Source organism: Hyphomicrobiales bacterium, from assembly GCA_039973685.1.
Taxonomy (GTDB): Bacteria; Pseudomonadota; Alphaproteobacteria; order Rhizobiales; family JACESI01; genus JACESI01.
Window position 1 is genome coordinate 60,271 of sequence record JBDWKL010000016.1, and the last position, 19,274, is coordinate 79,544.

Sequence of the window (19,274 nt, forward strand, 5' to 3'; positions counted from 1 at the left end):
GGTTTAACAGTCTTCACAAATGAAGACAACTAACAGGGCTTATTGTCATATTTACGAGCGGAGGAACGGCAGGTTATCGATCAAAGCGATATAAGCTGCCTTATAGCGCAAAATCATTAGCCCAAGCAGGCACCCGCCACCATTTGCATAAATATCCGCAATAGAAACGACGCGCCCGGGCACCATGCCTTGGATAATCTCACTGCCTACCGCCAAAACAATAACGCCAAGCACCGGAAATAATGCGATGTCTCTGATTGCCGTTCCTGAAAAAAACAAGAAAGCCAAGAAAAACGTGCCATGGACTAGCTTGTCATAAGGATCTACTGCCCCGTGGGGTATTAAAAACCCGAGCGTGAACCCAACCAACAAAACAAGCGTCAAGCCGACCATAGACGGGGTGAAAAACACAACGTCTTGTCTAGTGGATGAAAAGGGCTGAAGAGTGATTGCTAGCATTTGTTTCATGACCGCAATCTGCGCCACCGGGCTTAAATAAAACTTAAGCTGCGCGGTTAAATCACACAGCACGCCGATTTTTGTGATGCAAGGGTGATTTGATAAAGGCCAGATCACCACCCAATTCTAATACAACAGGGAAAGCACCCAAAAAGTGCACCCAGAACACCTAACGAGATTGGGAAATGAAAAATGAAAAAATTAGCTCTTACAATCGGATCACTTGGCTTGTCACTTGGCATTCTTGCTGCACCAGCCGCAGCTGAAAATATTGGCCTTAACGCCGATATCCACGTATACAAAAACATTGCAGAACTAGCGCAAGAAAAAAATGGTGGCCGTAACGTGACCCTTTTTACAACGGAGCAAGCAGCCTCTAGTTTTGGCCGTTTCAATCCAAGAAGCTCACTGCCAAGCACACTACAGCCAGCTTTCAACTCTAAATAGACTGATTGAAGACAATAAAAAGGGCCGCAAATTTGCGGCCCTTTTATTTTGTATTTTAGACTGATTATTCAGCGGCAATAGCAGAATGAGGGGCAGCAGCGCGAACATCAGCGTTTACGTGCTCTTCAAATTTGCCAAAGTTCTCAATGAACATTGTAACCAACTTCTCAGCTTGAACGTCATAAGCTGAAGCGTCAGACCATGTGCTGCGCGGTGTTAAAATTGATGTATCCACACCACTTACTTCAACAGGAACATCAAAACCAAAGTTTGCATCTGTGCGGAAGTCTGCATTGTTCAAAGAACCATCAAGAGCCGCCGTCAACAATGAACGCGTTGCTTTGATTGGCATACGTGATCCTTCACCGTAAGCACCACCGGTCCAACCCGTGTTCACAAGCCAGCAAGTCACGTCATGCTTTGCAATCAAATCTTTCAAAAGCTCACCGTAAACAGACGGGTGAAGCGGCATGAAAGGTGCGCCGAAGCATGTTGAGAATGTCGCTGTTGGTTCTGTAAGGCCTTTTTCTGTGCCCGCAACTTTCGCTGTGTAGCCAGAAAGGAAGTGATACATGGCTTGCGCCGGTGTCAAACGCGCGATTGGAGGCATAACACCAAAGGCGTCGGCTGTTAGCATCACGATATTTTTTGGATGCGGTGCACGACCCGTTTCACTTGCATTCGAAATGAAATCAATTGGGTAACAGCAACGACCATTTTCTGTTTTCGAACTATCGAAGAAATCAGGCTTGCGTGTATCCGCATCAATCATCACATTTTCAAGCACTGTGCCAAAGCGGCTTGTTGTGTCGAAGATTTCAGGTTCAGCTTCGCGGGTCAAATTGATGGTTTTTGCGTAGCAGCCACCTTCAAAGTTGAAAATACCCTCGTCACTCCAACCATGCTCATCATCACCGATAAGGGTGCGGTTTGGATCAGCCGATAGAGTGGTTTTGCCTGTACCAGATAGGCCAAAGAACACGGCTGTTTCGCCATCGTCGTTTGTATTTGCTGAACAGTGCATCGGCATGATGCCTTTTTTTGGCAAGAGATAGTTCAGCGCACCAAATACAGATTTCTTCATTTCGCCGCCGTAAGACGTGCCAGCAATCAAAACAACTTTGCGTGTCAAATCGACAGCAATCACTGTTTCACTTTCGCAACCATGACGCTCAGGGTCAGCGGTAAAACTTGGAAGGTCGATGATTGTCATTTCTGGCACGAAATCTTCAAGCTCAGAACGCTCTGGACGTACCAACATGTTACGAATGAAGAGTGAGTGCCATGCAAATTCTGTGAAAACGCGAACAGACAAACGGTTTTCTGGGTCGTTCCCGCCGTTCAAATCTTGTGCGTAAAGCTCCATGCCTTTGGCGTAGGCGAGCATATCTTGCCACAAAACAGAGAACTTGCTCGGTTCCATCGCTTTATTATTATCCCACCAAACTTGGCCTTCGGTGTTTGCATCACGAACAATGAATTTATCTTGTGCCGAGCGGCCTGTATGTTGGCCAGTATCAACAGCCAGCGCACCGCCAGCGGCCAATTCGCCTTCACGCTTTCTAAGCGACTGCTCATAAAGTTCAGCTGTCGCATAATTCCAATGAATTGTGCCGACACACTCCAACCCAAATTTATCCGCTGCAAAATCTTTGTTCCAAATGCCGTGCTGAACACCAATATTCATGTTTCTGCTCCATGATCTAATCTAATTGCGCATCGTTGCTAAGCGTCCGACGCCTCGCTTTAATGAAGGTTAGAATGTTTGATGCAGCTTTAAGCAAGCAGGCCAATTGCCGTATCAGCCAATAAAGCCCACTGTTAAGATTAATAAATTCAAAATTTGAGGGTGAAATAATACGGCTGAATATAATTTTTGACTAAAAATAATATCATTAAACCAACCCAATACTTAATTTGGCTTTCGATAAAATAAACCTGATTTATAATGGCAAAAGTGAATGCTCATAATGGATTATGGCTAGTTGTATGAAGAACTTAGACAAGAAAAGCGCCCAGAAATTTCTCACAGGACATTCAAATCATATTCTTGCACGAAGAGCTTCAGGCCTTAGAAATTGAAGGTCAAACCAGCACAAGCAAGAACTTTGCTCAAAGTGTCTTCAAAGCCACCCGATGGTGGCTGAATTTGAAATTAAAATAGCAACGCTCTATTTAATTGGCGGTCTATTTTTTGCCAAACTTAATTTACTTTCAATCACTTAGCTCCAATAGAAACATAATTTTTGACACCACTAATATCCAGTTTCCAGCCGCCCATAAAATGATCTGCCATACTTTTCCCATAATTCGACTGACATACCCTATATAGAAGTAGAACTTGCATTCTAGGTTTTGCTAACCTCGGCCAAAAGCGGATTAAACATTTTGAATTCGCTCTCATAAATACAGGGAACTATCTATGCCCACGATTGCCTTAGTTGACGATGATCGGAACATATTAACTTCCGTTTCCATGGCGCTAGAAGCTGAAGGATATACTGTTCAAACATATACAGACGGCAATGCAGCGCTTTCTGGGTTCGAGCAAGCATCACCTGATCTCGCTGTCTTTGATATAAAAATGCCCCGCATGGACGGCATGGAATTGTTGCGCCGCGTTCGCCAACACAGCGAAATGCCTGTCATCTTCCTCACATCCAAAGATGATGAGATCGACGAACTATTCGGTTTGAAAATGGGTGCTGATGATTTCATCACCAAGCCATTCTCCCAACGCCTACTTGTGGAACGGGTAAAAACTATTTTGCGTCGCTCCCAACCAAGAGACCCCTCAGCGCCTCAAAAAGCAGAAGAAGCCGACACCGTGTTGGATCGCGACGGTTTGGTCATGGATACAGAACGCCATACTTGTTCGTGGAATGGGCAAAACATCGTTTTGACTGTGACCGAATTTTTAATTCTGCACGCGCTAGCACAAAGACCAGGCGTCGTGAAAAGCCGAAATGCCTTGATGGACGCAGCTTATGATGACCAAGTTTATGTTGATGACCGTACAATTGACAGCCATATCAAGCGCCTGAGAAAGAAATTCAAAGTAACAGACGATGACTTTGAGATGATAGAAACACTCTACGGTGTCGGCTATCGTTTCAAGGAAGGATAGAATCGCGGCGCTATTCAGTGTATCTTGTTTTCAACAGCACTATTGAAACACCACCTATAAGGACGATGGACCGTTTATGGTCGCCGAGCTGGATCAAACAGATGTGGACGCTAAGTCCGGAAAGCCCACCCGCTTTTCGGGCTTATCTCGTTTCTTAACCGCGTCACAACCAGCGGATATTGTCACCGAAGATTCCCCACAAGTAGAGCCTAAAGCGATCTCAAAAAAGAAACGCAAAGGGATCGTGGGTTCCATTATTCAATGGATCACTGCCACCGCCTTTTCCAGCTTATTGCGGCAAATCATTGTTTTAAACCTTGTTGCCCTTATTGTTCTCGTGTCGGGCATTCAGCTTTCCAATAAATTCCGCAAAGGCTTGATTGAGGCAAGGGTGGAAAGCTTGCTTACTCAAGGTAGAATTATCGCAGGCGCGCTATCTGCTTCGGCAAATGTTGAGCGCGATGCCATTACCATTGACCCAGAAAAACTGCTGGCCCTTAAGGTTGGCGGACCAGACGGCACTATATTGCCTGAAATTGAAAGCCTAGACTTTCCAATTGATCCGCAAAAGGTCGTCCCTGTTTTGCGCCAACTCATCGAACCGACAAAACTGCGGGCGCGTATTTATGATCGTAGTGGGGAGTTAATCGTTGATTCAAAATTCCTCTATCGCGGTGGCGATATTCTGCGGTTTGACCTACCAAGTATAAACCCAGAGCCAGAGCCCTTTTGGGACCGTATCGGGAGCTTTGTTCACAACAGCCTTCAACGCACCAGCTTTCCCACCTATCAAGATCATGGCGGTAAGAACGGGCGCAATTACCCTGAAGTAGAACTTGCTCTGAAAGGCAGTGATTCAAGCGTCGTTCGTGTGCGCGAAGAGGGTGAACTCATTGTTTCCGTCGCCGTTCCCGTCCAACGGTATCGGGCCGTGTTAGGTTCACTTTTGCTTTCAACTGAAGGGGATGACATCGACGATACGGTTCGTTCTGAAAGCATGGCAATTTTCCGCGTGTTCCTTGTTGCAGCGGCAGTTACAATTATTTTGTCGATTGTGCTTTGGGCAATGATTGCAAGCCCTCTCAGACGTCTTGCCAATGCCGCTGATACAGTGCGCACAACGGGCTCCAAAGCACGACGGACAAAAATCCCTCATTTTGGTGCCCGCTCAGATGAAATTGGCGAATTGTCGAAGTCCATTCGTGATATGACCGATGCACTTTATGGACGAATAGATGCGATTGGCAATTTTGCAGCTGACGTTTCTCACGAACTCAAAAACCCTCTCACCTCGCTTCGTAGCGCCGTTGAAACAATGCCGCTTGCAAAGTCTGAGGAGAACCGCGAGAAATTGCTCAAAATTATCCATCACGACGTGCTGCGGTTGGATCGACTGATTACAGACATCTCAGATGCTTCCAGATTGGATGCTGAGCTGGCGCGTGAACAGGCCGACCCTGTTTCTATTAGAAAACTTCTCACCTCTCTCATCTCATTCACCAATGAAGTACATGGCGAGCAAGTGATGGTGGAGCTGGTTTTACCGCCGCAAAAGGCCGGCTCTTTGCAAATTGAAGGTCATGACGGGCGCATTGGGCAGGTGATCAACAATTTGATTGATAACGCTCGCTCATTCGTTCCAAAAGAAGATGGCAAAATTGTCGTTTCTGGAGTCAAAGAAGACCGAGATATCGTGATCAAGGTCGAAGATAATGGACCTGGCATTGATCCGGCAGCCATTGAACGTATTTTTCGGCGGTTTTATACAGACCGCCCCGAACATGAATCCTTCGGCGACAATTCAGGGCTTGGGCTATCCATCACTCAACAAATTGTTGAGGCACACAATGGCACCATCTATGCTGAAAACATCATGGCAAAAGACATTAATGGGATTGATGTTCGCGCCGGTGCTCGTTTCGTTGTACGCTTACCTGCAAGCTAGGTTAGAGTCTCACCACAATGCCAGATACAATTCACGCGACCCTTGTTCAATTATCAAGTTTTGGCGTCCTGCTGCGCGGCCCTTCAAACAGTGGCAAATCATCCATCGCTCTGAGAATACTCGATGAAGCAGAACAATCACGCGCGCAATGTCACCTTATTGCTGATGACCAAGTTATCCTTGCATCAAATGCTGACGGCTTGTTTGGCAAAGCACCCGATAATCTGTTCGGTAAAATCGAAATGCGTGGCGTTGGCATCATCAATGTTGAGGCCCGTCGCGAATGCAGGGTTGATTTGGTGGTTGACCTTGTACCGCTCCAATCGCTTGAACGTATGCCGGATGAAAAGCTGGATTATGTTACCATTGCTGGCGTCGATATTCGCAGGATATATATTGCTGAACGTAATCCAGATGCATCGGCAATTATCCGAACACTCTTAAAAGCTTTCCCCCAAGCCAACAAAAGCCCACTTGATTTCGCTTAAAAGCGAGATTTTTGCATTTTTAGCTTGCTAATTTCAAACTTTGATCCATTTTAACAGACCTGCAAATTCAAAAGGCGGCTGCCAATGATGAATAGCGATACATCGCGTCGGAGCGCATAATGATCGGATTGGTTCTCGTAACACATGGGAAATTAGCGGAAGAGTTTCGCTCTGCGCTGGAACATGTCGTTGGACCGCAAGAACACTGTGAAACAGTTTGTATTGAGGCCGATGATAATGTCGAAAAACGGCATGATGACATCTTAGCAGCGATCAAAAAAGTTGATAACGGGCGCGGCGCCATTCTCCTAACAGACATGTTTGGCGGAACACCCTCCAATCTTGCCATTTCGGCGATGGAACCAGGACGTATTGAAGTCATCGCAGGTATCAACCTACCTATGTTGGTAAAACTTGCCAGCGTTCGCGTTGAACAACCAATGGCTGATGTGTTGATTGAGGCTCAAGATTCGGGCCGCAAATATATCCATGTTGCAAGCCACGTCCTCGCAGCGGAATGATCCTTCTTTAATGATCGAAAAAACACTGACAATTTGTAATATTCGCGGCCTTCATGCCCGCGCGTCTGCCAAGTTTGTGAAATGCGTTGAAAATCACGATGCAAATGTCACCGTCAGTCGCGATGGAAGCTCAGTTGGCGGCACATCCATCATGGGATTAATGATGTTAGCAGCAGCACCGGGTTGCACCATCGATGTTACCGCGACGGGTGCTGACGCAGAGAGTGTGATGCAAGCACTCAGTGATTTGGTGGCTGATAAATTTGGTGAAGGCGAATAATCTTCAATTTTATGAAAGACGCGCTGTGAGCAAAACAATAGATTTCTTCAATGCTGCCTGCGATTTGAGCGACAAGAATGGCTTTACTGGTAACACGCTTGATCGGCTTGGAGAGCAGCGCGATACGCTTGATTTTGATGCTTTGGTAAGCAACGAGAACGCTGTGTTTTATATCGTCGTTGGCCATGGACAGTTGGTAAAATCAACCAAGCCATTTGTTGCAAAATTCACCGCCCACGATATTCAAAAATTGGGCGAGGATATTCACCAAGCCCATCTGCTTGGCCTGACTGAGAATGGTGATCCAGAATTTGCACTTGGTATTGCCCCGCGTGAAGAATTCCCCTCAGGCATGGAAGCAATCGATTTGCGTTCGGCGACCAGAGGTGGGGTGTTAAGGGGTCAAGAGATTGGCGCACTTGCTCAAGCGCGCTCCTTGGTTGCTTGGCATCGCAACAGCCAGTTTTGCCCAAAGTGCGGCACCAAAACCACGACTATACAAGCAGGCTATGCACGGCGATGCGAACCCTGTGGCATAACCCATTTTCCACGCACAGACCCTGTCTCAATCATGATTGCCGTTGATGGAGATCGTTGCCTTCTCGGTCGCAGCCCGCATTTTCCTGAGAATATGGTTTCAGCGCTTGCTGGCTTTATCGAGGTTGGTGAAACTGTAGAGGAGGCCGTGCGGCGCGAGATATTGGAAGAAGCAGGCATTAAATGTGAGCGCGTGCGCTATCATTCCAGCCAACCGTGGCCGTTTCCCTCATCATTGATGATTGGGTGTTTTGCAGAAGCAACGTCAACAGACATCAAGCTTGATGATGAATTAGACCTTTGCCGTTGGTTCACACGCGATGAAACCCGTGCAATTTTGGAAAACACCCACCCAGAAGGTTTTTGGGCGCCGCCTGAAACAGCGATCGCCCATCAACTTATGCGTAGTTTTGTAGAAGGTATGTAAGAGAGTTCTCTTAGTTACCACCACCAGCAAATGTATTGCGTTGTTCAACTTGGCTTTGTACTTCACCAAATGTAGTTGCGCCATCACCAAGAACAAGCGAGCGTTCGCAATTTGGTGAGCAGCTGAACGTTTCACGCTCTGTACGACGATAGACCGTTACAGCGTTTACCGCTTCCGCTCTAACCGTTAAAAGCGTATCAGCGATAGGCTGACCATCTTCACCCAGAATGATCATGTTGGTCACGCCGTAGCTTTTACCAGTAATGATCAATGTGTTGGAATCTTGCACTGTTGCATCTGCAATGCCTGGATTGCCGATGATAATCGTTGATGCAGGCTTAGACGTACGCATAACTTTTGCGTGGTCTACCGTTATCTCTAGTGAATCTGTTGCTCTCGCTGTATCTACGACGAGCATTGTTGAAACCATCGCGCCTGCGCCAACAAGAAGTGAGAGCAGGGAAATACGAGTATTACGAGATAAAATTGACAGCATTTTTTACGCTTTCGACATTTGAGTTGCGGTTAAGCTACCTCGTTATGGTAAATGAATGATTGACGCCGAAGACCCAACTGCTCTAAATCCGCAATTTAACTCAGTTTGTTGTTTAATAACGTGACTTGTTTTGCATTGCACAAACACCCATCTTCACTTACGACACCCTATGGGTTTAATTTGTTAGTTAAGTCACTATGGAATTCTAAATGACGAAATATGACGTTCAAAACTCCAACAACGAGATTATTTCGCTCTGCGAGCAAATCGCTGAAACACCAATTAATGACCTTGATCGTTTGGAAGAACTCTATTCCAAGCTTGATCCCATTTTGGACGTTGCAGACCAAGAAACTGTTGACTTGGTTTTGAGCGATACAACATTTCAAGAAAACCGAGATCAACTTCACACCAAACGTGCGCATTATGAATATGATCGCGAGAAGCTTCTGGCTGACGAAATCATCGCTGAACATAATGCCGATGTGGCCGCAAAATTTCGGAGCCATGATTGGTATGACAAGGCATTGGATTTTGAAACAACAGCCCTAGCGCCCTATAAGCTGCAAAACATCTTGTTCGTTGGCTCAGGTCCGTTTCCAACATCCCCAATGGCCTTTTTACGCAATAATCCAAGCGCCAAAGTTTCCTGTATGGAGCGCTATGAAGCCGCTTGTGAAAAGGCGCGAGAAGTCGCCAATATTTTTGGCATGGACGCGCTCAACATTATCAACAATGAGAGCACGGACGTTACCGACTTTTCTGACTATGATTGCGTCATCGTCGGCTTGGTGGTCGGTGCTGTCCAAGAGCAAAAAGCAAAAATCGTCAAACACTTTCTTGATCACGTGCCTGAAGAAACACTACTGTGTTTTCGCACAGCGGACGGTTCTGGTCAGATTATCTATCCAAGTGTAGATTTAGACCATTTGGCGGGTCTCAATTATAAAGTTTTGGAAGGTCCGCCCCATAAGAGCTTTACACTTGTCATTTTGGAGCGTGGTCAATGACCAATGAAATTGCTTCACTTGACGAGCAAATAATTGAAATCACAAATGTCATCGCCTTTTACGCAAAACGCCTCACGTTGATGCGGGGGCGAGACGTGACAACGGAAGCACGAAGCCGCAGCTATCTTTCAAGTGGCAGTGCCGAAACCGCTTATCAAACTGTTTCGCCTTGGTATCAAATACTCGAACCAATTTATGCCGAGCTTGAAGGTTTAATGCAGCAAGCAGACAGTGATGATACAGCCCGTATTTTGGCCGATGATCGCATTAAGGGCGCGCTTGAGCATCTTCACCAAATTAGAGCGGCCTATGAATTTGACAAAGAGATTGATGCGGCAAAAACAATTTTAGGCTTAGAAGACCCTGCCCAACATTTAGCTGAGATCATGGATCATCAGTCCTACTGGATTTTGACTGAGCCTGTTTTGAAGGCACTCAAGGGTGCCAAGAATGTTGCCGTTATTGGTTCTGGTCCTCTTCCTCTGACAGCGCTTGGTGTCGCGGAACAAACGGACGCTTTTGTTACGTGTTTCGAGCTTGATAAGGACGCCTTTGATCTCGGCAACAAAATCATTGCCCATAGTCCGCAAAAACAAAACATCGCGTGTTTGAACCAATTGGCTAAAGGCGGTGATGTTTTCAAAAAGTTTGATGCGGTCATTTCAGCGGTGCTTTTGGGCGTGGATCTTGATAGTCCAATTCACATTCCAAAATCTGAAACGCTGAATGCCTTTCTAAGTGCTGTACCAAACAACGCGCCGGTCATCTTGCGTGACCCGTTTCGCTTAGGCAGTTTATTTTATCCAGCCGCTCAAACTGATCAACTTTCAAATGTCGACGTCAATCGGTTTGATCCTCTAGCAGTAATTGGCGAACCCTATCGTTCCTCTTTCCTCATTTTGCGGACATCCAGTTAAAATGGCGACACAAGCCCCTCTCACCTATATCGCTAACTATTATGATAGCGTTCAAAAGAAAAATGCTGCTTTTCCTGAAGTTGCAGAATTTTGGCTTTCTGGATTTCGCCATATCACAGGCAAGAAGGTATTAAACCTTGGCTGCGGTCCGATGCTTTACGATAATATGCTTCGTTTTGGCGAAGCCCCTGAAGCCTATGTCGGCCTCGATCTTAATGCTGCTTCTTTTGAATTCTTGGAAAAGAGCGACCACCCAGCCTTAGTCGAAGCGCGCGCCAAAGCGGAAAGCATCTGCCCTGATATACAATTTATTGCCGGTGATGTTTTCGATCATATGGCAGACCTTGAAGGTCAATTTGATGCTGTTTTGGGTATCGGTTTCTTTGGCACCTTTGAGGGTCAACTGTTTGATGATTTGGTGGCTGCAACCCATCAAATGCTAAAACCAGATGGTCAGCTTTTAAAAATGACATGGCACGGGGCACAGCGTAGTGCGCGTGAGACGGAAGACAAATTGAAATATCGCTATGACAATGAGATTGAACCGCCCGCTGAAGAGCTCGTCCGATTGATCGAAGCGCAGGGTTTTTCTGTCGCTGTAAATGACATTCTTGATTGCCCACCCAACACGGTTGGATGGGATAAGATTCAAATCGCAACATTCAACAAGCAAGCCTAAGCACGATGGAACAATCCAGACCTTCTTTTAATATTCATGATGGCGCCCCTGAGTTTGAAGCCTACCAAGCGCTAAGAACAAAGGTGGTTGGCAACACTTATAATGTTTGCGCTGCGAAACAAGGGCTCGCAAACACAGACTTCTCCGTCCACGCGTTAGATGACGATAAGCTCGTGGGCTTTGCTCGTGTTATTAGTGATCGAGGTCTTTGGTACTATTTGACTGATGAGACCGTGGACACGGACCATCCTCAGCATGATCAAATCCAAGCCGCAATGATTGAAAATCTAGTCAATCAGTTTTACCAAACTGCCCCTTCAGGCGGTTACATGATGGCAATTACCGATAAGTCTGACCTTTACCAATCTGCTGGCCTGAAACTTCTTGATCCACCCGAGCGTGGATTTTGGGTGCGTCAAACTGAAGAACCAAATCCATTTCCAAAACCAAGCGACGATCTTGGGCCCGACTACGACGTCATCTATGAGATGGTGGATGCAGAAACCTTTTTGAAGTTTCGCGAAATCGGTAACCTTGGCAAAAAAGACCTCGATGCAACCCGTGTCAGCATGGAGAAAACACCCTTTGCCGTGCAGGTTCTTTACAAGGGAGAATGCATTGCCTTTTGCCGGACAATGAATGATGGCGGGCTTAGCTATCACATGGCAGATGGCGTAGTGTTGCCCGACCATCAGGCAAGTGGTATTGGGAAGTTCTTTGTAACTCGACAAATTTACGAATTTTACAAAACATCGCCAGTCGGCGCCCATATGTTGGCGTTCACATGGGCAGGCGAGTTTGCGCTGAAAACTGGATTTGAAGAACTACCGGATAACTATGTTGGTCTTTGGGCTTGGCAACCCTTTGAGGCGACTTAGGAGATAATATGCAGATTGAAGACAGCGCAAACCAAGAAGTAGCAAGCGATACCTTGCCAGAAAACCGGCAAGACCGTGTTGGCTGGGCGTATAAAGTTTCCGAAAAAACCGAGCGTGCTCGCGAACGTTTTGATGCTTGGGCTGAAGATTATGACCGTGATGTGCACGACCTTTATGGTTGGAATGGTCCTGATGCCACTAGCGATTTTGTTTTAAAGCACGTTGCAAAAGACGCATCCATTTTGGATGCTGGTGCGGGCACCGGCCTAATGGGCGTTCTTCTGCGCGAGAACGGGTACCATGATTTAACAGGCACCGATATTTCGCAAAAAATGCTCGACGTCGCGCGCACGAAGAATATCTATAAGCAAGATTTTCAAGCCGACCTCACCAAATCACTACCCTTGGATGATAGCTCCTTTGATTGCGTCGTATGCGTTGGGGTTAGTGGCTATATGGTTGCGCAGACCATCGGCGATTTCGTCCGTATTCTAAAACCATCTGGCCATATTATCTATACAATCAGCGATAACCATTATTATGAACATGGCTATAGTGATGTTGTAGAAGCGCTCGCTTTATCAGGCGATATAAAGATTTTAGAAAAAGGCGAAGAATTTGCGGCCCTTCCAATTTCAGACCCGCACCACAAAGCGCGCGTGCATGTCTATAAAAAAATCGGATAGGCTTTCTACTCAATCTTTGAACATCGAGACTTTGGTAACTTAGTCGCGGCGGAATATCACGCTGGAAAGCCAGCCTGTCAGCATCGCAATGATCACGCAGATAACACCGTAGAGATAACCATAGTTACGAGAGAAACTATAAGTTGCTTGTTCAAAGCCTGTTTTGCGGATGTTGATAGCGTGGGTTGAGCCGGAAACCAGCTCATTATCAAGCAACAAATAACTGCGAACTTGATGAATGCCAACAGGCACAAGTGGCGGAATTTGAATACGCGCTCTAAACAGATTATCGCCTAGAAACTCAACGCCGACATTTTGACGATAAAGCTGGTTTCCCATTTTCAGCCGTATAATGGCTTCACGAAATTCGCTTGTCTCTCCATGGGTCACGACATTGGAAATATCACCCATCTGCATATGGTTGAAGCCAACTTGCAAAGTCTTTAAAGCATCATCAAAGCCCGGCTTTTCCATATCAGCAGATGTCTGCATTAAATAGGATGATGGGATATCGCCAAACTCAACATTTTCTTTGTTGATCCAAATTCCAGCGGCCCGTTGCTTCTTGCGAACAACGCCTGGTTCTTTGGGACCTTCCATTACAATCACAACATCATAGCGCTCAAGGGTAATTTCTTCGCCCGTATCGCCTGCCGGTTTTTGCATATCATTGATCGTACCAAAAATGACCAGTTCAGTGCCGTTGAAGTCTGATGTGATGAATACCGTCTCATTTGTCAGACCGGTCACCAATTGCTGCGCACTGGCAGCCTGCATCCAAAGGCCAACAAACAAAGCAGCTATGATTTTCGCTATGCTGTTCATTAGTGCCCCCCAAACCCGATGGAGAACAATTCGCTCGGCGTCGCAATCAACTCATAGCCAAGCCGCACACAAACACCCAAGACGATCAGGGCAAGTAAAGCACGCAGTTGTTCACCTTTGAGCTTTTGGCCCGTGCGCGCACCGAATTGGGCACCAATCACACCACCAACCATCAAGATAAAGGCCAACATGACATCAACGGTGAAGTTTGAACCAGCTTGAATGATCGTCGTGAACATCGTCACGAACATAATTTGGAAGAGCGATGTGCCGATCACAACATTTGTCGGAACACGGAGTAGATAGATCATAGCGGGAACCATGATGAAACCACCGCCCACACCCATGATCGCTGCCAAGACACCCACAAGTGCGCCAATCAACAAAACAGGAATTGCGCTAATATAAAGTTTAGACCGCTTAAACCGCATTTTAAACGGCAAGCCGTGGATCCAATTGTGCTGGCCCGGCATCTTGGCTTTTAACTGCTTACCAGCTTTTGCCGCCTGCGCAGATCGACGAATAAACCCAACGCTCTCATAAAGCATCAAGCTACCAATGGCGCCAAGAAAGCCGACATAGGCGAGTTTAATGATCAAATCGAGTTGACCAATTTGCCTTAAGAAGCCGAAAAGTAAAACACCAAATAGCGAACCAACCAAGCCGCCTACAAGCAATAACCCGCCAAGCTTAAAATCAATACTTTTTCTGCGAAAGTGGACAAGCGCACCGGAGAAAGATGAGGCAACAATTTGGTTGGCTTCTGTCGCAACCGCCACGGCAGATGGAATGCCGGAAAAAATCAAAAGGGGCGTCATCAAAAAACCGCCACCAACGCCAAACATGCCCGACAAAAAACCCACAGCCGCACCCATGCCCAAAAAAATGAGCACATTCACCGGAAGCTCGGCAATCGGTAGATAAAGATACATGGACGCAGCCTTATAAACAGAGGCAAGTAGAAAACGTCGGGGATAGAGCCGTTAAAGACCCACAGCAAAGGCAAGTCAATACAGACATTAAAACTTTTAGCTTTCAAAGCCTTGCTATCTCGTTGCAATATCCATTTAACCACTCCAGATTGAAACTGGCTATATGCTTCATTGACATGTGGTGCCATACCGATGTGAATTCAAACGAATGATGAAATCACCGTACTCAACATCACGAAGGACCTGCCATGCCGATTATTCGCGTTGAAATGCTAAAAGGCAGAACAACTGACCAAAAGCGCAAAATGGCGCAAGAGCTAACCCATGCTTTCATCAATACAGCCGGTGGCAATGCAGCAGCCGTTCAAGTGGTCATCACTGATGTTGAAAAAGAAGATTGGTCTGCAGGCGGCGAACTTATGCTGGATAAATATCCAGACTAGCTAAAGCTCAATACCGGCTCACCCAAAACATCAAAAATTGGCTTGATACCCAAACCCGGTTCATTTGGTGCCGTCATACGACCGTTCACCCGTTGTGGCGCGTTTTCCGCAATTGTCACGGTTCCGTAACTATTAAAGTCCGTCGCCGCAAAACAGAAGTCACTTGGTGTGGAGCGTGCTAAATGTGCGATAGCTGCCGTTGTGATGTCACCACCCCATGTGTCTTCGATAATCATGGGAATACCCGATTCAACAGCCAAATCCCTCATCAGCTTTGCCCGCGTCAGACCGCCAACTTTTGATATTTTAAGATTGATTACATCCATCGCATCTTCGCTAAGGCCGCGCACCAAATTGCCCGCGTTATCAATTACCTCATCCAAAATAAATGGCCTTGCTGTTCGCCGCCTAATCGAGACGCATTCTTCATAGGTGAGGCAAGGCTGCTCAATATAAACATCCACATCAGCCACGGCGCTGACAACGCGGGCTGCTTCATGGCGGGTCCAGCCAGTATTGGCATCAGCAACCAGCGTATCTTGCGCGGACAAAACCTCCCGCGTGGCAAAAATGCGCTCAATATCATCATTGGCATTCCCACCAACCTTCAATTGAAACCGCGTATAGCCTTCAGACGAATAGGTCTTGATCTTCGCCGCCATCTCATCCGCACTTTGTTGGGAGATCGCGCGATAAAGCACAACGTCATCTTGAGCGGCTCCACCAAGCAAGGAATAAACGGGTTGGCCCGTCGCTTTGCCAAGCAAATCCCAACACGCAATATCCAAGGGTGCCTTAGCATAAGGATGTCCACGCAGAGCGGCGTCCATTGTTCGGTTGATTTCACCAAGATTAAGCGGGTCTTTGCCAATTAGATGTGGCGCAAGTTCTTGCAAGCCCGCCCGCACACCAATGGCGTAAGATGGCAAATAGGCAGAACCGAGCGGACAACATTCAGCGTATCCACTTAACCCTTCATCGGTGGTGATTTCCACAACCGTGCTATCAAACACCTCAACGAAATTACCATTAGACCAGCTATAGCGGCCCTCTTTGAGAGGCAGATCAACTTGCCATGCTTTAATTGCGGTAATTTTCATCGACCCCTCCAAAAATTAGATATTAAAAATCATACCCAACCGGTGGCACATCATGGGTCTTTTCCTTCGATTTGCATAGATCAGCGATCACACAATTGTGGCAATCTGGTTTGCGCGCTTTGCAGATGTAACGTCCGTGCAAAATGAGCCAGTGATGGGCGTGAAATTTGATGTCATCAGGGATGACCCGGTCAAAGGCGAGCTCGACATCTAAAGGCGTATTACCCGGCGCAATCTTACAGCGATTACCAATGCGGAAAAGATGGGTATCAACGGCAATGGTGAGCTGGCCAAAGGCCATGTTCAGCACCACATTGGCCGTTTTACGACCAACACCTGGTAAGGTCTCCATAATGTCACGGTCTGGCGGCACTTCGCTGTTATGATCATCAATCAACATTTGCGAGAGCTTGATGACGTTTTTTGCCTTCGCCTTATAAAGCCCAATCGTCTTGATGTGATCGCGAACTTTGTCTTCGCCAAGAGCCACCATCTCTTCAGGCGTTGTCGCGATCTTGAACAGTTCTTTCGTTGCTTTGTTCACACCAATATCTGTTGCCTGCGCAGAAAGCACCACAGCCACAAGCAAGGTATAAGTATTGACGTGATCAAGCTCGCCCTTTGGCTCTGGGTTTTGCTTTTCAAGCCGTTTGAAAATCCGACGAATTTCAGCCTCATTATAGGCACGGCGAGGCATGCGCTTTTTTTTCGGTGCAGCCTTGGTGCTTGCAGGCGTAGATTTTTTCATTTTTGGCTTGGCGTCTGTCATCAGATTTCTATACTAGCAATTATTATGGTTACAGATGTAAAGCCCTTAAGCGAAAACGGAAAGAGCAGTGAGCCGTTTGTGGAAATTTTCTCCGCAACGCTTAGGCCCTACCGTTCACTTAGCCAAAACGGTTTCATTATTTTGATGCTGCTTTTTGGTGGCACGTGTTTTTGTATGGGCTTTTTCTATGTCATGGTTGGTGCATGGCCAGTCTTCGCATTTTTGGGCCTTGATGTACTGCTGCTTTATATCGCTTTTCGAGCCAATTATCTTTCAGCAAAAGCCTATGAAGAAATCATCGTGCGCCAAGATGCTCTGATTATTCGGCGCGTTTCTACTCGTGGGAAAACTCAGGAAATTATATTCAATCCCTACTGGGTTAAACTCCATCTTTCACGCGATGAAGATGATATCGTCACGAAAATCTCCGTCACAGCGCGCGGCGAACGGGCAAGCCTTGGGCAGTTTCTAAATCCCGACGATAAGACCACCTTCGCTAAAGCCTTTAGCGCTGCATTGTTTGAAGCAAAACGATAAGCGGGTGTAAAAGCCAGGATGTACAAGTTTCGGGTGGTGTTAAATTGTGCGGTTGAGTAGCCTTTCGCCACGTTGGAAAGGAATAGGCTATGTCACAAATCTCAGCAGATATGGATCACTTAGATAATTCGCTTGATTATGCTGTGGTAAGAGCCGCAATCGAATATTTGACTGAGAATGCAAAAGCGCAGCCAGACCTTGAAACACTGGCCAAAGCAATCGGTGAAGATCCGTTTTCCTTACAGAAGTTATTTAAACGTTGGGCCGGTATTTCGCCAAAGTCCTTCTTACAAGCCCTCACTCTGGACCACGCCAAACACATGCTCCGTGATGCCTCCAGCATTCTGGACACCTCTTATGAGGTTGGCCTTTCAAGTCCGGGCCGTTTGCACGATCTGTTTGTCTCCCACGAGGCCATGAGCCCCGGTGTTTATAAAGCCAAGGGTGGTGGCGTTTCGATTTATTGGGCGTTTCATCCCTCACCCTTCGGGTTAGCATTGGTGATGGTCACCGACCAAGGGCTCGCCGGCCTTGCCTTTTGCGACGAGGGTGAAGAAGCTGAAGCGTTTGAAGATATGGCCCGCCGTTGGCCGAATGCTAGCTACAATCAGGATAGTGCCAAAACCGCACCGTACCTTGCTCGTATATTCAGCCGTGAAGAATGGCAGCCAGACCAACCGCTACGAGTGGTTTTCATTGGTACCGATTTTGAAGTTCGTGTCTGGGAGACCTTACTCAAAATACCCTTCGGCAAAGCCACGACATATGGCGACATTGCCCTTCACTTGGATAAACCCAAAGGGGCAGCCCGTGCTGTGGGAACAGCCGTTGGCAAAAACCCAATTTCATTCGTTGTGCCTTGCCACCGCGTACTGGGGACAACGGGGAAACTATGTGGATATCACTGGGGATTAACCCGCAAACAAGCGATTTTAGGATGGGAAACTGGCGTCTCAACTGATGGCTAGAAGTGCTTTCTCAAGCCAAACGTTACATATTGCGCACCGCCTCTTGTATCGCTCACGACACCAAACGCCCCGGATCGGTGGTGCAGGCGGAGAGTTGCTTGGATGTCTCTTCGATCAGGCAAAGCAAATGTAATTTCTGGTGACAGAAAATGCAAAACTCTATCGCCCCCTGCAGCTCCACCTCTAGCCTCTTCAACCGCAGAAACGTCTGTTGCAATGCTCAAACCCGTATTAATAGCGATGCTTGTGTATAGGTACTTGTTCCAGAAAAAACCATCATATCGGATATAGGGCGCAATCCAAAACTCTTGCTCATCTTGAACACCAAATCGCTGAGCAGCGCCGATCTCTAATTCTAAGTGCACATGGTTTGCCAGTGTAAGAAAGCGCTTCGACGCAGTTACGGCAATCAAAAAATCATCATCGAATTCAATATCCGTAATTGACACTCGACCCGTCAAAGCATCGAACAGACCCGTTTCCAATAAAGCGCCGCCGTATATACCAACCGCACAATTACCATCGCAGGGGGTTAGTAAGCCGTGCCATTCAGGTTTAAAATACCCCTTAGCCCGCTCACTGAATGATTGTGCAAATGCGGCATGAGACCAACCCATGAATAGCAACACGCAAATACATGCATACAAACGTCGCAAATCTAGACACTCCAGAACTCCTTTACAGTTAATTTCTGTAACACAGCACAAATAGGAGAGTCTATGATGGAAATACTATATTATGGGCAATATTTACTTAATTAATAAATATATTTTCCTAGTAATATTTTCCTTTGGTATATTTCG

23 protein-coding genes are annotated in these 19,274 nt (G+C 46.7%); 15 read left to right on the forward strand and 8 right to left on the reverse strand.

The annotated features are described in order from the left end of the window. Nucleotides 1-51 precede the first annotated feature (51 nt). Nucleotides 52-576 (reverse strand): hypothetical protein, encoded by a 525-nt coding sequence (locus ABJO30_04260; protein MEP3232019.1) that lies wholly within the window; start codon nt 574-576, stop codon nt 52-54. Nucleotides 577-651: 75 nt separating this feature from the next. Here ABJO30_04260 and ABJO30_04265 point away from each other — a divergent pair, with 75 nt between their 5' ends. After that, entirely contained in the window at nt 652-906 is a 255-nt protein-coding gene (locus ABJO30_04265; protein MEP3232020.1) for a hypothetical protein, read from the forward strand. A gap of 64 nt (nt 907-970) precedes the next feature. Here the strand turns inward: ABJO30_04265 and ABJO30_04270 are convergent, their stop codons facing one another. Then, complete coding sequence (locus tag ABJO30_04270; protein ID MEP3232021.1) at nt 971-2,593, reverse strand: phosphoenolpyruvate carboxykinase; 1,623 nt, start codon at nt 2,591-2,593, stop codon at nt 971-973. 735 nt (nt 2,594-3,328) lie between these two features. On the opposite strand from ABJO30_04270, the gene ABJO30_04275 reads away from it, so the two are divergent. The 6 genes from ABJO30_04275 (at nt 3,329) to nudC (ending at nt 8,231) form a co-directional block, all read left to right on the forward strand. Then, on the forward strand, nt 3,329-4,033 hold the full coding sequence (locus ABJO30_04275; protein MEP3232022.1) for a response regulator transcription factor: 705 nt from the start codon (nt 3,329-3,331) through the stop codon (nt 4,031-4,033). A gap of 76 nt (nt 4,034-4,109) precedes the next feature. Beyond that, nucleotides 4,110-5,978: a sensor histidine kinase gene (locus ABJO30_04280; GenBank protein MEP3232023.1), complete on the forward strand. Its 1,869-nt coding sequence runs from the start codon at nt 4,110-4,112 to the stop codon at nt 5,976-5,978. A gap of 17 nt (nt 5,979-5,995) precedes the next feature. Then, nucleotides 5,996-6,466 (forward strand): HPr kinase/phosphatase C-terminal domain-containing protein, encoded by a 471-nt coding sequence (locus ABJO30_04285; GenBank protein ID MEP3232024.1) that lies wholly within the window; start codon nt 5,996-5,998, stop codon nt 6,464-6,466. 119 nt (nt 6,467-6,585) lie between these two features. Continuing rightward, entirely contained in the window at nt 6,586-6,987 is a 402-nt protein-coding gene (locus ABJO30_04290; GenBank protein ID MEP3232025.1) for a PTS sugar transporter subunit IIA, read from the forward strand. 10 nt (nt 6,988-6,997) lie between these two features. Next, entirely contained in the window at nt 6,998-7,267 is a 270-nt protein-coding gene (locus ABJO30_04295; protein ID MEP3232026.1) for an HPr family phosphocarrier protein, read from the forward strand. Nucleotides 7,268-7,292: 25 nt separating this feature from the next. Continuing rightward, nucleotides 7,293-8,231 carry an NAD(+) diphosphatase gene (gene nudC, locus ABJO30_04300; protein MEP3232027.1) on the forward strand — a complete coding sequence of 313 codons (939 nt, stop codon included), beginning with the start codon at nt 7,293-7,295 and terminating at the stop codon, nt 8,229-8,231. 10 nt (nt 8,232-8,241) lie between these two features. On the opposite strand, the gene ABJO30_04305 is transcribed toward nudC, so the two are convergent. After that, complete coding sequence (locus ABJO30_04305; protein ID MEP3232028.1) at nt 8,242-8,727, reverse strand: pilus assembly protein N-terminal domain-containing protein; 486 nt, start codon at nt 8,725-8,727, stop codon at nt 8,242-8,244. Nucleotides 8,728-8,936: 209 nt separating this feature from the next. Here ABJO30_04305 and ABJO30_04310 point away from each other — a divergent pair, with 209 nt between their 5' ends. Genes ABJO30_04310 through ABJO30_04330 form a run of 5 tightly spaced genes read left to right on the forward strand, consistent with a single transcriptional unit; the run spans nt 8,937 to nt 12,897 of the window. After that, the gene (locus ABJO30_04310; GenBank protein ID MEP3232029.1) at nt 8,937-9,737 is read left to right on the forward strand and encodes a nicotianamine synthase family protein; all 801 of its coding nucleotides are present in this window, start codon (nt 8,937-8,939) and stop codon (nt 9,735-9,737) included. After that, the gene (locus ABJO30_04315; GenBank protein ID MEP3232030.1) at nt 9,734-10,654 is read left to right on the forward strand and encodes a nicotianamine synthase family protein; all 921 of its coding nucleotides are present in this window, start codon (nt 9,734-9,736) and stop codon (nt 10,652-10,654) included. Before ABJO30_04310 ends, ABJO30_04315 begins: the two co-directional genes overlap by 4 nt. A 1-nt stretch (nt 10,655) precedes the next feature. Then, nucleotides 10,656-11,333, forward strand: a complete 678-nt coding sequence (locus ABJO30_04320) for a class I SAM-dependent methyltransferase (GenBank protein ID MEP3232031.1) — start codon at nt 10,656-10,658, stop codon at nt 11,331-11,333. A 5-nt stretch (nt 11,334-11,338) separates the two neighbouring features. Then, nucleotides 11,339-12,211 carry a hypothetical protein gene (locus tag ABJO30_04325; protein MEP3232032.1) on the forward strand — a complete coding sequence of 291 codons (873 nt, stop codon included), beginning with the start codon at nt 11,339-11,341 and terminating at the stop codon, nt 12,209-12,211. Between the two features lie 8 nt (nt 12,212-12,219). Further along, nucleotides 12,220-12,897, forward strand: coding sequence for a class I SAM-dependent methyltransferase (locus tag ABJO30_04330; GenBank protein ID MEP3232033.1), 678 nt, complete (start codon nt 12,220-12,222; stop codon nt 12,895-12,897). Nucleotides 12,898-12,936: 39 nt separating this feature from the next. Here the strand turns inward: ABJO30_04330 and ABJO30_04335 are convergent, their stop codons facing one another. Beyond that, nucleotides 12,937-13,722: a TIGR02186 family protein gene (locus ABJO30_04335; GenBank protein MEP3232034.1), complete on the reverse strand. Its 786-nt coding sequence runs from the start codon at nt 13,720-13,722 to the stop codon at nt 12,937-12,939. Continuing rightward, the gene (locus ABJO30_04340; GenBank protein ID MEP3232035.1) at nt 13,722-14,654 is read right to left on the reverse strand and encodes a sulfite exporter TauE/SafE family protein; all 933 of its coding nucleotides are present in this window, start codon (nt 14,652-14,654) and stop codon (nt 13,722-13,724) included. The genes ABJO30_04335 and ABJO30_04340 overlap by 1 nt, the downstream gene beginning before the upstream one ends. Before the next feature lie 248 nt (nt 14,655-14,902). Here ABJO30_04340 and ABJO30_04345 point away from each other — a divergent pair, with 248 nt between their 5' ends. Beyond that, nucleotides 14,903-15,097, forward strand: coding sequence for a 2-hydroxymuconate tautomerase (locus ABJO30_04345; protein ID MEP3232036.1), 195 nt, complete (start codon nt 14,903-14,905; stop codon nt 15,095-15,097). Here ABJO30_04345 and ABJO30_04350 read toward each other — a convergent pair. Beyond that, nucleotides 15,094-16,197, reverse strand: a complete 1,104-nt coding sequence (locus tag ABJO30_04350) for a cis-3-hydroxy-L-proline dehydratase (GenBank protein MEP3232037.1) — start codon at nt 16,195-16,197, stop codon at nt 15,094-15,096. The two genes, ABJO30_04345 and ABJO30_04350, sit on opposite strands and share 4 nt — an antisense overlap. Before the next feature lie 22 nt (nt 16,198-16,219). Continuing rightward, entirely contained in the window at nt 16,220-16,966 is a 747-nt protein-coding gene (gene nth, locus ABJO30_04355; GenBank protein ID MEP3232038.1) for an endonuclease III, read from the reverse strand. 24 nt (nt 16,967-16,990) lie between these two features. Between nth and ABJO30_04360 the strand changes: the two genes are divergently transcribed. Further along, entirely contained in the window at nt 16,991-17,503 is a 513-nt protein-coding gene (locus ABJO30_04360; GenBank protein ID MEP3232039.1) for a DUF2244 domain-containing protein, read from the forward strand. A 110-nt stretch (nt 17,504-17,613) separates the two neighbouring features. Further along, the gene (locus ABJO30_04365; GenBank protein ID MEP3232040.1) at nt 17,614-18,471 is read left to right on the forward strand and encodes a bifunctional helix-turn-helix domain-containing protein/methylated-DNA--[protein]-cysteine S-methyltransferase; all 858 of its coding nucleotides are present in this window, start codon (nt 17,614-17,616) and stop codon (nt 18,469-18,471) included. Here the strand turns inward: ABJO30_04365 and ABJO30_04370 are convergent. Next, nucleotides 18,468-19,127, reverse strand: a complete 660-nt coding sequence (locus ABJO30_04370; protein MEP3232041.1) for a hypothetical protein — start codon at nt 19,125-19,127, stop codon at nt 18,468-18,470. The two genes, ABJO30_04365 and ABJO30_04370, sit on opposite strands and share 4 nt — an antisense overlap. Nucleotides 19,128-19,274: the final 147 nt, after the last annotated feature.